Origin of the sequence: uncultured Rothia sp., from assembly GCF_963507905.1 — a bacterium.
Classification (GTDB): Bacteria; Actinomycetota; Actinomycetes; order Actinomycetales; family Micrococcaceae; genus Rothia.
The window spans coordinates 168544-182764 of the sequence record NZ_CAUOUU010000003.1 but is presented as its reverse complement, the minus strand read 5'-3'; the positions used below and the strand labels follow the sequence as shown (position 1 = coordinate 182764).

General features: G+C 57.6%; 5 protein-coding genes. All 5 read left to right on the top strand.

Annotated features, from left to right (window positions below):
* Nucleotides 1-248: 248 nt before the first annotated feature.
* Complete coding sequence (gene gcvP / locus RQ593_RS03585; protein WP_311449842.1) at nt 249-3089, top strand: aminomethyl-transferring glycine dehydrogenase; 2841 nt, start codon at nt 249-251, stop codon at nt 3087-3089.
* Between the two features lie 172 nt (nt 3090-3261).
* On the top strand, nt 3262-4380 hold the full coding sequence (gene gcvT / locus RQ593_RS03580; RefSeq protein ID WP_311449841.1) for a glycine cleavage system aminomethyltransferase GcvT: 1119 nt from the start codon (nt 3262-3264) through the stop codon (nt 4378-4380).
* A gap of 273 nt (nt 4381-4653) precedes the next feature.
* Nucleotides 4654-6150, top strand: coding sequence for an L-serine ammonia-lyase (locus RQ593_RS03575; RefSeq protein WP_070831763.1), 1497 nt, complete (start codon nt 4654-4656; stop codon nt 6148-6150).
* 257 nt (nt 6151-6407) lie between these two features.
* Complete coding sequence (gene rpoB / locus RQ593_RS03570) at nt 6408-9914, top strand: DNA-directed RNA polymerase subunit beta (protein WP_200962785.1); 3507 nt, start codon at nt 6408-6410, stop codon at nt 9912-9914.
* A 110-nt stretch (nt 9915-10024) separates the two neighbouring features.
* The gene (locus tag RQ593_RS03565; protein ID WP_311449840.1) at nt 10025-13927 is read left to right on the top strand and encodes a DNA-directed RNA polymerase subunit beta'; all 3903 of its coding nucleotides are present in this window, start codon (nt 10025-10027) and stop codon (nt 13925-13927) included.
* Nucleotides 13928-14221: the final 294 nt, after the last annotated feature.

The following is a 14221-nucleotide window of genomic DNA, read 5'->3' as shown; positions in this document are numbered from 1 at the left end:
TTTGCTTTGACTGAGTCCGGCTCGTTTTCTCTTCGGAGGGAACGAGCCGGACTTTGTGCTTTTTTGCTGTTTTGTCGTCTGACAGGGGTGGGCTTTGGCGGGGCAGAAGAGTTTGATGTTTGGGCATGTCGAATGTTGGTAAAGCTAGCGAAACTTTGTGGAGATGTGGGACACTTTAAAGTGTTCGACTCGTCGCAATAGCGCGACGTGACCCCTCTACGGTTTGCGCCGACCAATAGGAGAATCCTATGTCCTTTATTGATCGTCATCTCGGCCCCCGTTCCGCAGACGCAGAGCAGATGCTCGAAACCCTGGGATACTCTTCCCTGGATGCGCTGATGGACGCTGTCGTCCCCTCCCAGATTCGCCTTGACGGCGAATTGCAGTTGCCTGCTCCGCTGTCGGAGCATGAGGCTCAGGCAAAGATCGCCGGCTATGCTGCGAAGAATAAGGTTCTCGCCCAGATGATTGGTGCCGGATACTACGATGCAGTAACTCCCGCAGTTCTGCGCCGTAACATTCTGGAAAACCCCGGTTTCTACACTTCTTACACCCCGTACCAGGCTGAGATTTCTCAGGGTCGTCTGGAGGCTCTGCTGAACTTCCAGAACACCGTGATGGAGCTGACCGGCCTGGAGATTGCAAACTCCTCCCTGCTGGATGAGGCGTCAGCAGTGGCTGAAGCAGCTGTCATGATGTACCGTGCAAACCGCAAGGTGAAGAACGGCTTCTTTGCTATTGACTCCCGTTGCCTGCCTCAGGTTATTTCGGTGACTCGCGGCCGTGCAGAGATGCTCGGCATTCCCTTCGTCATTACTGATTTCTCTGAGGGTCTGCCCGAGGGCGACCTGTACGGTATCGTCCTGGCGTACCCCGGCAATGAAGGCGATATTCGCGATATTGAGCCGCTGATTAAGGCCGCTAAGGAGCGTAACGCCCTGGTCACTGTGGTCGCTGACCTGTTGGCTCTGACCCTGCTGAAGTCTCCGGGTGAGCTGGGTGCTGATATCGCTGTGGGTAACACTCAGCGTTTCGGTCTGCCCTTCTTCTTCGGTGGCCCCCACGCTGCGTACATGGCTGTTCACAAGGGCATGGAGCGTACCATGCCTGGCCGTCTGGTGGGTGTTTCTAAGGATTCGGCTGGTAAGCCTGCGTACCGTCTGGCTCTGCAGACTCGCGAGCAGCACATCCGCCGTGAGAAGGCTACTTCCAACATTTGTACTGCTCAGGCTCTGCTGGCGATTGTTGCTGGCGCTTACGCGATGTACCACGGTCCTGAGGGTCTGCGCGCTATCGCGAACCGCCTGCACACTAACGCCGCTCGTGTTGCTACCGCGCTGAAGGCTGCGGGCTACGGTATCACTCACGATACTTTCTTCGATACCGTCGTGGTGGAGGCTGCTGGCCGTGCCGACGAGCTGGTTGCGAAGGCTCTGGAAGCTGGCGTGAACATCCGCCGCTTCGACGAGAACCGTGTTGGTATTTCCGTGGGTGAGTCTCACGGTGAGGAGCTGCTCAAGGGCCTGGTTGAGGCTCTGGGCGGCACCCTGGGTGAGGCAGATGCACAGTACGATCTGCCCGCTGAGCTGCTGCGTACCGATGACTACATGCAGCACCCGATTTTCCACAAGTACCGTTCCGAGACCGAGATGATGCGCTACCTGCGTCACCTCGCTGACAAGGATCTGGCACTTGACCGCACCATGATTCCGCTGGGTTCGTGCACTATGAAGCTGAACGCGGCCGCTGAGATGGAGCCCATCTCCTGGCCTGAGTTCGCGAACATCCACCCGCTGGTCCCGGAGAATCAGGCTGAGGGCTGGCACGAGCTGATTAAGGATTTGAGCGAGTGGCTGGTTGCTATTACCGGTTACGATGCTATCTCGCTGCAGCCGAACTCGGGTGCGACCGGTGAGTACGCTGGTCTGCGCGCTATCCGTTCCTTCCATGAGGCTAACGGTGACCACGAGCGCGATACCGTCCTGATTCCGCTGTCTGCTCACGGCACCAACGCGGCATCTGCTGCTCTGGCTGGTCTGAAGGTTGCCGGTGTGGCAACTGCGGCTGACGGTTCGATTGATGTTGACGACCTGAAGGCAAAGATTGAGAAGTACGGCCCCAAGGTTGCCGGCATCATGATTACCTACCCTTCCACTCACGGTGTGTTTGAGGAGCAGGTTGCTGAGGTTTGCCAGCTGGTTCACGAGGCTGGCGGCCAGGTGTACCTGGATGGCGCGAACCTGAACGCTCAGATGGGCTTCGCTCAGCCCGGTAAGTTCGGCGGCGACGTTTCGCACCTGAACCTGCACAAGACCTTCTCCATTCCTCACGGTGGTGGCGGCCCCGGTGTTGGCCCGCTGGCTGTTCGTGAGCACTTGGCGAAGTTCCTGCCCGGCGACGCATACCGCGCTGATGCTGAAGGTAAGCTCCCCAACGATGCTGCACTGCCGATTTCTCAGGCGTTCTTCGGTTCTGCCGGTGTTCTGCCGATTAGCTGGATGTACATTGCGATGACTGGTGCTCAGGGTCTGAAGGACTCTTCGCAGTACGCGGTTCTGAACGCTAACTACATTGCGAAGAAGCTTAACGACAAGTACCCGGTGCTGTACACCGGCCCCGGCGGTCTGGTCGCTCACGAGTGCATCCTGGACCTGCGTCAGCTGACTGATCAGTCTCACGTGACTGCTGAGGACGTCTGCAAGCGTCTGATGGACTTCGGCTTCCACGCTCCGACTCTGGCGTTCCCGGTTCCGGGCACCCTGATGGTTGAGCCGACTGAGTCTGAGTCGAAGGAAGAGCTGGACCGCTTCATTGAGGCAATGGAGACCATCTACGACGAGATTATCGAGGTGGCTGAGGGCAAGGTCGCTGTGGAGGATTCGGTTCTGCGCAACGCACCGCACACCGTTGATGTGGTGAGCGCTGATGAGTGGGATCGCCCCTACAGCCGTACCCAGGCAGCTTTCCCTGTACCGAGCCTGCGCGCTAACAAGTACTTCACTTCGGTGGGTCGCATTGATGGCGCTGGTGGTGACCGTAACTTCGTGTGCGAATGCCCCCCGATGGAGGCTTTCGACCTGGAAGCATAAGGAGCCTATAACGCTCCTGGGTAGGCTGTAGCGGTCTGCCTGCCCCGTCCGTCCTCAGGTTTCTGGGGACGGGCGGGGGATGCCTCCGCAGCGTATCTCGTGTCTGTGGGGGCGAACTAAATCTACGACGATTGAACGATAACAGCACAAAGCTGTGCGTGAGGAGAATCCAATGTCCCCCAAGAAGACCTCCCTGTACCCGGTTCACGAGAAGCTGGGCGCTTCTTTCACCGACTTTGGTGGCTGGGATATGCCCCTGAAGTACGCTAATGACGTTGCTGAGCACGAGGCTGTCCGTACCCGTGCCGGTATTTTCGACCTGTCCCACATGGGTGAGTTCCGCGTGACCGGCCCGGATGCGGGTGCGTTCCTGGATTACGCTCTGGTGTCTAACATGTCCATCCTGAAGGTTGGTAAGGCAAAGTACTCGATCCTGGTCAACGACAAGGGCGGCGTGATTGACGACCTGATTACTTACCGTCTGGGCGATGAGGAATTCATGGTTGTTCCGAACGCTTCGAACATTGACACTGACTTCGCTGCAATGAGCGAGCGCCTGGGCGATTTCAACGTTGAGTTCGTGAATGAGTCGGATCAGACTTCTCTGGTTGCTGTTCAGGGTCCCCGTGCTGAGGAGATCCTGCTGGCTGCTGGTGTTTCTGATGAAGATGCTGTGCGTGAGCTGAAGTACTACGCTTCGGTTCCGCTGACTGTTGCTGGTGTTGATGTTCTGCTGGCTCGTACCGGTTACACCGGTGAGGATGGCTTCGAGCTGTTCGTGCCGAATGAGAAGGCTGTTGAGCTGTGGGATAAGCTGGCTGCTGCTGGTGAGCCTTTCGGTATGATTCCTGCGGGTCTGGCTTCTCGTGACTCCCTGCGTCTTGAGGCTGGCATGCCGCTGTACGGTCACGAGCTGGGTCTGGACATCACCCCCTTTGAGTCCGGTCTGGGCCGTCTGGTTGAGATTGCTCTGGAGAAGAAGGCTGCTAACTTCGTTGGTCGTGAGGCTCTGGCTGAGCTGGCTAAGAGCGATTCGAAGCGCATCCTGGTTGGTTTGAAGGCTCAGGCGAAGCGTCCTGCTCGTGCCGGTTCTAAGCTGGTGGATGCTGAGGGTAATGAGATTGGTGAGGTTACCTCCGGTATTCCTTCCCCGACTCTGGGCTTCCCGATTGCTATGGCGCTGGTGAACCGTGAGTTCTCTGAGGTTGGTTCTACTGTGGATGTTGATATCCGCGGTAAGCGTGCTCCGTTTGATGTGGTGGCTCTGCCGTTCTACAAGCGTGAGAAGTAAGAGTTTTTCTGCAGATAATCTGTAGTGCAAAGGCGTCGTGTCCCGTGTGGGCACGGCGCCTTTTCTGCGCTGTAATGCGGGGCTGAGCGGCGGGGGAGTGCTGGAAGTGTTCTGAGCCTTAGTTTGTGATGGTTCTGAAGTGCGTTAGGATTAGAGCGGCCAGTCAAGGGTGATTGTCCGCACGTATAGACCGCAGATTGATGTGTGGTTCCTCCGCGGAGGGGCGCATGTCTTTTGGTGCGGCGCACAGACGACTATTTCGAAGGACAGAACGTGGCTATTAACCAGAGCGCACCCAGTAGCGCCCAGAAGAAGGCAGAGGCTCTGCCGTATGACATCAGTGTTTTTGAGATGTTCAGCATTGGTGTGGGTCCTTCGAGTTCGCATACGGTGGGGCCGATGCGTGCTTCGAACCGTTTTGTGGCGGAGTTGATTGATGAGGGTCTGCTGGACCGCGTGACGGGCGTGCATATTGACCTGTATGGTTCGTTGGCGGCTACGGGTGCTGGTCACGGCACGATGAGTGCTGCGTTGAAGGGTCTGTGCGGTTTCGTTCCGGAGACTATCAATATCGCTGAGTCTGAGGCGATGATTGAGCGCAATAGCGTGGATGGTACTTTGCCGTTGGCGGGTTACCCGTCCTCTGCGTATGGCGTGACTGCTCCAGGTGGTGAGGAGCAGAAGGTGTACGGCCCGGTGGTGAATTACCGTGAGCTGGATATGACTCTGCGCCCTCTGACGGTTCTTCCGCGCCATACGAACGGTATGAAGATTGCGGCGTTTGCGGGTGAGCAGCTGCTGCTGGAGCGTACCTACTATTCGATTGGTGGTGGCTTCATTGTCGAGGGTGATGAGGAGGCGACCGGTGGTGCGTCGCTGATGAACCCTCCGTATCCGTTTGGTTCGGCTGCTGAGCTATTGGAGATGGCGAATGAGTCTGGCCTGTCGATTGCGCAGTTGAAGATGGCGAATGAGTGTTCTCTGCGTTCTGAGCAGGAGGTCCGTGACGGCATCCTGCATATCTACCGTGTGATGAAGGAATGCATTGGTTCTTCGTTGGCGCGTGTGGGTTATTTGCCTGGTCCGCTGAAGGTGCGTTGCCGTGCGGGTGCGTGGCACCGCGATTTGATGGTGGAGGATCCTTCGAAGTCTCCTGAGTTCGCTATTGACTGGGTGAACCTGATTGCTTTGGCGGTCAATGAGGAGAATGCTTTTGGTGGTCGCGTGGTGACTGCTCCGACGAATGGTGCTGCGGGTATTATTCCGGCGGTGCTGCATTACGCGATGAATTACACGCAGGGTATTCGCCATTGCGGTCAGGCTGCTCGTGATCAGGCTGTTGTTGATTTCTTCTTGGCGTCTTCTGCTGTGGGTGTGCTGTATAAGAAGCGTGCGTCGATTTCTGGTGCTGAGGTGGGTTGCCAGGGCGAGGTGGGTAGCGCCTCCTCGATGGCTGCTGCCGGTTTGGCGCAGGTGATGGGCGGTACCCCGGAGCAGGTTGAGAATGCTGCTGAGATTGCGATGGAGCACAACCTGGGTCTGACGTGTGACCCGGTGGGTGGTTTGGTGCAGATTCCGTGTATTGAGCGTAATGCGATGGCTGCGTCGAATGCTGTGACGGCGGCTCGTATGGCGTTGCGTGGTGATGGTACGCACCGTGTGTCGTTGGATCAGGTGATTGAGACGATGCGTCAGACCGGTTTGGATATGTCTCACCGCTATAAGGAGACGTCCATGGGTGGTTTGGCTGTGAATGTGGTGGAATGCTAGGTGCACGCTGTGGCAGGTTTGCACTCCTGATGAGGGTGTGGTAGACAGAAGGGATTTCTTCCTGTATCGTTAGTATTTACGCTTTCCCTAACCTTTGTGCCTTCATATAGCGGTGGGCACGGGCTGAAGGTGACGTTTTTCCGTCCGACTCTATAGCTTCGAGCACCGTTCTATTCGGGGGCTGAGGTTGTCGTGTCGCTGGTAATGTCGCCGGGAGGCTGATTGCTAACAGACATGTCTGTGGAAGGATCCCCATTTTGGTCGCTTCGAGCACCTCTAACCATGACGCCGCTAACGGCGCAGAGAACGTCTCGCGCCGAATTTCATTCGCGAAGATTAACGAACCGCTGAAGGTTCCCAACCTGCTTGCTATCCAGACCGATAGCTTCGACCGCCTCGTTGGTAACGAGCGCTGGGCGGAGCGTCTGGAGAAGGCGCAGGCTGCTGGTGACACTTCTGTCCCCGCTCAGTCCGGTCTGGCTGAGATTTTTGAAGAAATCTCCCCGATTCGTGACTTCCAGGAGACTATGCAGCTCTCCTTCTCTGAGCCTGAGTTTGCTGACCCCAAGTACTCTGTTGAGGAGTGCAAGGACCGCGACGCAACCTACTCGGCTCCGCTGTACATTAAGGCTGAATTCATGAACCTCGCTACCGGCGAGGTCAAGCAGCAGACCCTGTTCATGGGTGACTTCCCCCTGATGACCGAGGCCGGTACCTTCGTTATTAACGGTACTGAGCGTGTGGTCGTTTCTCAGCTGGTGCGTTCCCCCGGTGCTTACTTCGAGAAGGCTCCGGACCGTACCTCCGATAAGGACATTTACTCTGCCCGCGTGATTCCTTCCCGCGGTGCATGGTTCGAGCTTGAGATTGATAAGCGCGACCAGGTTGGCGTGCGTCTGGACCGCAAGCGTAAGCAGTCCGTGACTGTTCTGCTGAAGGCTCTGGGCTGGACCGAGTCCAAGATTCTGGCTGAGTTCGGTCAGTACGACTCCATCCGCGCAACCCTGGAGAAGGACTCCGTCAAGGATCGCGACGAGGCTCTGCTGGACATCTACCGCAAGTTGCGTCCGGGCGAACCCCCGACGGTTGAAGCTGCCCAGGCTCTGCTGGACAACATGTACTTCACCCCGCGCCGCTACGACCTGGCGAAGGTTGGTCGTTACAAGCTGAACCGTAAGCTCGGTGTGGACGTTCCCATGGATTCCCCCGAGGCTTCCGTTCTGAGCCAGGACGACATCGCTCAGATGATTCGTTACCTCTGCGCTCTGCACGCAGGCGAGACCAGCATCCCCGGCGTCCGTGACGGCGAGGAAATCTCCCTCAAGATCGATATCGACGACATCGACCACTTCGGTAACCGTCGTATCCGCACCGTGGGCGAGCTGATTGAGAACCAGATCCGTACCGGTCTGTCCCGTATGGAGCGCGTGGTTCGCGAGCGCATGACCACCCAGGACGTGGACGCTATCACTCCGCAGTCCCTGGTGAACATCCGCCCCGTTGTGGCAGCTATCAAGGAGTTCTTCGGTACTTCTCAGCTGTCCCAGTTCATGGACCAGAACAACCCGCTGGCAGGTCTGACCCACAAGCGTCGTCTGTCCGCACTGGGCCCGGGCGGTCTGTCCCGTGACCGTGCAGGCATGGAAGTTCGAGACGTCCACCCCTCGCACTACGGTCGTATGTGCCCCATTGAAACCCCTGAAGGCCCGAACATTGGTCTGATTGGTTCGCTGGCAACCTACGGTCGCATCAACTCCTTCGGTTTCATCGAGACCCCCTACCGCGTGGTGACTGACGGCCGCGTGACCGATGAGGTCCGCTACCTGACCGCTGACGACGAGAAGTCTGTTGTTATCGCGCAGGCAAACGCGCCGCTGAACCCGGACCGCACCTTCGCTGAGAACGAGGTTCTCTGCCGTGCGGGCGATGGTTCTGGTGAAGCTGTTCTGGTTGCTCCCGGTGCCGTTCAGTACATGGACGTCTCCCCGCGCCAGATGGTGTCCGTGGCTACCGCCCTGATTCCTTACCTGGAGCACGACGACGCTAACCGAGCACTGATGGGTGCTAACATGCAGCGTCAGGCTGTGCCCCTGCTGGAGTCTGAGGCTCCCGTGGTTGGTACCGGTATGGAGAAGTACGCAGCACTGGACTCCGGTGACTCCGTGCTCGCGAAGAAGCCCGGTGTGGTTTCCTCCGTGGACGCTAAGACCGTTATCGTCCGTAACGACGACGGCTCTGTCTCCACCTACCCGATCATGAAGTTCTCCCGCTCGAACCCGGGTAACTGCTACAACCAGCGCGTTGTGGTGAAGGAAGGCCAGCGCGTCGAATACCGCGACGTTATCGCTGACGGCCCCTCCACCGACGGCGGCGAGCTGGCACTGGGTAAGAACCTGCTCGTGGCGTACATGCCGTGGGAAGGCCTGAACTACGAGGATGCGATCATCCTCTCCCAGCGCATGGTTTCTGAGGACGTGCTGACCTCGATCCACATTGAGGAGCACGAGATTGACGCCCGCGACACCAAGCTGGGTCCCGAGGAGATTACCCGCGATATTCCGAACGTGTCCGAGGATGTTCTCTCGGCTCTGGACGAGCGCGGCATCATCCACATCGGTGCCGAGGTTGAGGCTGGCGACATCCTCGTCGGTAAGGTCACCCCCAAGGGTGAGACCGAGCTGACCCCCGAGGAGCGCCTGCTGCGCGCAATCTTCGGTGAGAAGTCCCGCGAGGTTCGCGACACCTCCCTGAAGGTTCCTCACGGCGAGTCCGGTACCGTCATCGGTATCCGCATCTTCGACCGCGAGAACAACGATGAGGACGATCTGCCCCCGGGCGTGAACCAGCTGGTCCGCGTGTACGTGGCTCAGAAGCGTAAGATTACCGACGGCGACAAGCTTGCAGGCCGCCACGGTAACAAGGGTGTTATTTCCAAGATTCTGCCGATTGAGGATATGCCCTTCCTGGAAGACGGTACCCCCGTGGACGTTATCCTGAACCCGCTGGGCGTGCCCGGTCGTATGAACATTGGTCAGGTTCTGGAAGTCCACACCGGTTGGCTGGCTAAGCAGGGTTGGAAGATTGAAGGCGAGCCCGAGTGGCTCAAGCACATGCCGAACTTCCCGAAGGAATCCGGCCCGACCCGCCTGGCAACCCCGGTGTTCGACGGTGCCCACGAGGACGAGCTGTTCGACCTCATGGACCACTCGAACCCGAACCGCGATGGTGACCGCCTGATTAACCGTTCCGGTAAGGCACGTCTGATTGACGGCCGTTCCGGTGAGCCGTTCCCGGACCCGATTTCGGTTGGTTACCAGTACATCCTGAAGCTGCACCACCTGGTGGATGACAAGATTCACGCTCGTTCCACCGGTCCGTACTCGATGATTACCCAGCAGCCCCTGGGCGGTAAGGCGCAGTTCGGTGGCCAGCGCTTCGGTGAGATGGAAGTGTGGGCGCTGGAAGCATACGGCGCCGCATACACCCTGCAGGAAATCCTGACCGTCAAGTCCGATGACGTGGCGGGCCGTGTGAAGGTTTACGAGGCTATCGTGAAGGGCGAGAACATCCCTGAGCCGGGTATCCCCGAATCCTTCAAGGTTCTTATCAAGGAAATGCAGTCTCTGTGCCTGAACGTCGAGGTGCTCTCCACTGACGGCAAGATTATCGAGATGAGCGACTCGGAGGAAGAAGGCTTCCGGGCAGCAGAAGATATGGGCGTGAGCCTGACCCACGACGAGCCTAGCTCCGTCGACGAGGCATAAGCACCGCCTCCTTCTAGGGTGGGGAACCCCGCATGCGCTCGCGTGCGTTGTGGGGTTCCCGCCCGCTAACCCAAGTCTTCAGAAACTTACAGAAAGAGATTAGGACCGATATGTCCAACGAATCTTCGCTTGGTTTGATGCGAATTGGCCTCGCCACCGCCGACGACATCCGTCGCTGGTCCTTTGGTGAGGTTAAGAAGCCCGAGACCATCAACTACCGTACCCTGAAGCCCGAGAAGGACGGCCTCTTCGACGAGCGTATCTTCGGCCCCACCAAGGACTGGGAGTGCTACTGCGGTAAGTACAAGCGCGTGCGCTTCAAGGGCATCGTGTGTGAGCGCTGTGGCGTTGAGGTGACCCGCTCCAAGGTTCGTCGCGAGCGCATGGGCCACATTGAGCTGGCTGCTCCCGTGACTCACATTTGGTACTTCAAGGGTGTTCCTTCCCGCCTGGGTTACCTGCTGGATCTGGCTCCGAAGGACCTGGAGAAGGTCATTTACTTCGCTGCGTACATGATCACTAAGGTTGACGAGGAGGCTCGTCACGAGGATCTGCCGATGCTGCAGGCTGCTCACGACCGTGAGAAGCAGGATCTTGAGGCCGCTCTGAACGCTGATGTGAACGCTATCAGCCGTGAGGTTGAGGCTGAGCTGGCTCGTATTGAGGCAGAGGGCGGCAAGGCTGCTGAGAAGCGTAAGCTGCGCGATAACGCTGAGCGTCAGCTCGCGTCGGTGCGTAAGCGCTACGAGCGCGAGGCTGAGCACCTGGATCGTGTGTGGGATCGCTTCAAGAACCTGAAGGTCGCTGACCTTGAGGGTGATGAGGCTCTGTACCGTTCCATGATTGATAAGTACGGCCTGTACTTTGAGGGCGCGATGGGCGCAGAGGCCATTAAGAAGCGTCTGGAGTCCTTCGACCTGGAGGCTGAGGCTGAGGCTCTCAAGGAGATTATTCAGACCGGTAAGGGTCAGAAGAAGACCCGCGCCCTGAAGCGTCTGAAGGTTGTTAACGCCTTCCTGACCACTAACAACTCTCCGCTGGGTATGGTCCTGGATGTCGTTCCGGTTATTCCGCCGGAACTGCGTCCGATGGTTCAGCTGGACGGTGGCCGTTTCGCGACCTCCGACCTGAACGACCTGTACCGTCGTGTGATTAACCGTAACAACCGTTTGAAGCGTCTGCTGGAGCTGGGTGCTCCGGAGATTATCGTGAACAACGAGAAGCGTATGCTGCAGGAAGCTGTGGACTCGCTGTTCGATAACGGTCGTCGCGGTCGCCCGGTGACTGGCCCCGGTAACCGCCCCCTGAAGTCTCTGTCTGACATGCTGAAGGGTAAGCAGGGTCGTTTCCGTCAGAACCTGCTGGGTAAGCGTGTTGACTACTCGGGTCGTTCCGTGATTGTGGTTGGTCCCCAGCTGCAGATGCACCAGTGTGGTCTGCCCAAGCAGATGGCTCTGGAGCTGTTCAAGCCCTTCGTTATGAAGCGTCTGGTGGAGCTGAGCCACGCTCAGAACATTAAGAGCGCTAAGCGTATGGTTGAGCGTTTCCGCCCGCAGGTTTGGGACGTTCTGGAAGAGGTCATTGCTGAGCACCCGGTTCTGCTGAACCGTGCACCTACTCTGCACCGCCTCGGTATTCAGGCGTTTGAGCCGAAGCTGGTTGAGGGTAAGGCTATTCAGCTGCACCCGCTGGTTTGCTCCGCGTTCAACGCTGACTTCGATGGTGACCAGATGGCAGTTCACCTGCCGCTGTCTCCCGAGGCTCAGGCTGAGGCTCGTATCCTCATGCTGTCCTCGAACAACATCCTGAAGCCGTCGGATGGCCGCCCTGTGGCTGTTCCTTCGCAGGATATGATCATTGGTCTGTACCACCTGACTACTCCTCGCGATGGTCAGAAGAACGAGGGTCACGCATTCTCCTCGGTGTCTGAGGCTCTGATGGCGATGGATCGTCACGAGATTGAGCTGTACACCAAGGTGAAGATTCGCCTTGATGGTGACCAGTTTGTTGCTCCTGAGGGCTGGGAAGCTCCCGAGGGTTACAAGCCTGGCGACCCTGTCCTGCTGGACTGCACCGTTGGTCAGGTTCTGTTCAACCAGGCTCTGCCGAAGGATTACCCCTGGTTCTCCGGCGTGGCAGATAAGAAGGGCCTGGGTAGCCTGATTAACGATCTGGCTGAGCGTTACCCGATGGATGTTGTGGCTCGTGCTCTGGATAACCTGAAGAACTCCGGTTTCTACTGGGCTTCTCGTTCGGGCGTGACCGTGGCTGTTTCCGATATTGCTACTCCCGCTGAGAAGCCGGCAATTATGGAGCGCTACGAGAAGCAGGCTGCTGCAATTCAGGACGACTTCGAGATCGGTACCATCGATGACGAAGAGCGTCGTCAGGAGCTGATTAAGGTTTGGACTGAGGCTACCGACGTGGTTGCTGAGGCTATGCGTGAGAACCTGAGCTCTCACGGTGGTCTGAACACCATTTACCGTATGGTGACCTCCGGTGCACGTGGTAACTGGATGCAGGTCCGTCAGATTGCGGGTATCCGCGGTCTGGTGTCGAACCCGAAGGGTGAGATTATGCCTCGCCCGATTAAGTCCTCGTACCGTGAGGGCCTGTCGGTTCTGGAGTACTTCATCGCGACCCACGGTGCACGTAAGGGTCTGGCGGATACCGCACTGCGTACCGCTAACTCGGGTTACCTGACTCGTCGTCTGGTGGACGTTTCGCAGGACGTTATCGTTCGCGAGCACGACTGTGGCACTCGCCGCGGTCTGGTTCTGCCTCTGATTGATGAGGATGGCGGTCTGCACCAGGATGTCGAGACTTCGATTCACGGTCGTACCCTTGCGGTTGACGTGAAGGACGAGGCTGGCAACGTTCTGGCTGCTGCTGGTTCCGATGTCTCTGATGAGCTCATTGAGAAGCTCTTCAAGGCAGGCGTGAAGGATGTTCGCGTCCGTTCGGTTCTGACCTGTGAGTCCGCTATTGGTGTGTGTGCACTGTGCTACGGCCGTTCGATGGCTTCGAATGTGCTGGTGGACATTGGTGAGGCTGTTGGTATTATTGCGGCTCAGTCGATTGGTGAGCCCGGTACCCAGCTGACCATGCGTACCTTCCACACCGGTGGTGTGGCTTCGGCTGACGATATTACTCAGGGTCTGCCCCGTATTCAGGAGCTGTTCGAGGCTCGTACCCCCAAGGGTGTTGCCCCGATTTCTGAGGTGTCCGGTCGCGTGACCATTGAGGATACCGAGAAGTCCTACAAGATTGTGGTGACCCCGGACGATGGTTCCGAGCCCCAGTCCTACACTGTTCTGCGTCGTGCAGCTTCTAAGCTGCAGAACGGCGATCACGTTCAGGTTGGCGATCAGCTGGCTACCGGTTCTGTTGATCCGAAGGAGGTTCTGCGTATTCGTGGTCCTCGTGAGGCTCAGAAGCACCTGGTGAGCGAGGTTCAGGGCGTGTACAAGTCGCAGGGTGTGGAAATCCACGACAAGCATGTTGAGGTTATTGTTCGCCAGATGCTGCGTCGCGTGACCGTGATTGAGTCCGGCGATACCGATCTGCTGCCTGGTGAGCTGGTTGATAACATTGCTTTCCAGACTGCTAACCGCAAGGCACTGGTTGAGGGTAAGAAGCCCGCAGCTGGCCGTCCGGAAATGATGGGTATTACCAAGGCTTCGCTGGCTACCGAGTCCTGGCTGTCGGCGGCCTCCTTCCAGGAGACCACCCGCGTCCTGACTCAGGCTGCTATGGAGGCGAAGACTGACCCGCTGCTCGGCCTGAAGGAGAACGTGATCATCGGTAAGCTGGTTCCCGCCGGTACCGGTCTGGCACGTTACAACGATATTGAGGTTGAGCCCAGCGCTCAGGCTACCGCGGAGCGTATGCAGGCTCTGGACACTTTCGGTGGTTACCCGAGCGCATTCCAGATGGATAACGAGGTGTACACTTACGGCAACGGCGGCTTTATGGCTGTTTCGCTGGATGAGTACGGTCGTGGTCTGGACTAAGGCTTCTGCCGTGAGGGGCAGGTTGGAGGTTTAGAGACCCGGCTTGGTCCTTGATAAAGAACGCGGATATTCGAGTTTGTCTCGGGTATCCGCGTTCTTTGTTGTTTAACGAATAGGTGGGGGAGAGGCGACTTTCTTTTAACCGGTACTTTAATATTCTTTATCCTTCAGGGGAAGGTTGCATATTTTTTGCCTAGTGGACGGATTTATTTATGAAAAAATTATTGGAGTGCATGATTTTTCAAACTGGGAAAATTTCTTGAATGGGCAAGAAATTAGATGGCGGTCAAATAT

Excerpts from the sequence above, each read along its gene's own strand:
- gcvP (WP_311449842.1), top strand. The coding sequence starts at position 249 with ATGTCCTTTATTGATCGTCATCTCGGCCCCCGTTCCGCAGACGCAGAG.
- RQ593_RS03565 (WP_311449840.1), top strand. The coding sequence starts at position 10,025 with ATGTCCAACGAATCTTCGCTTGGTTTGATGCGAATTGGCCTCGCCACC.
- gcvT (WP_311449841.1), top strand. The coding sequence starts at position 3,262 with ATGTCCCCCAAGAAGACCTCCCTGTACCCGGTTCACGAGAAGCTGGGC.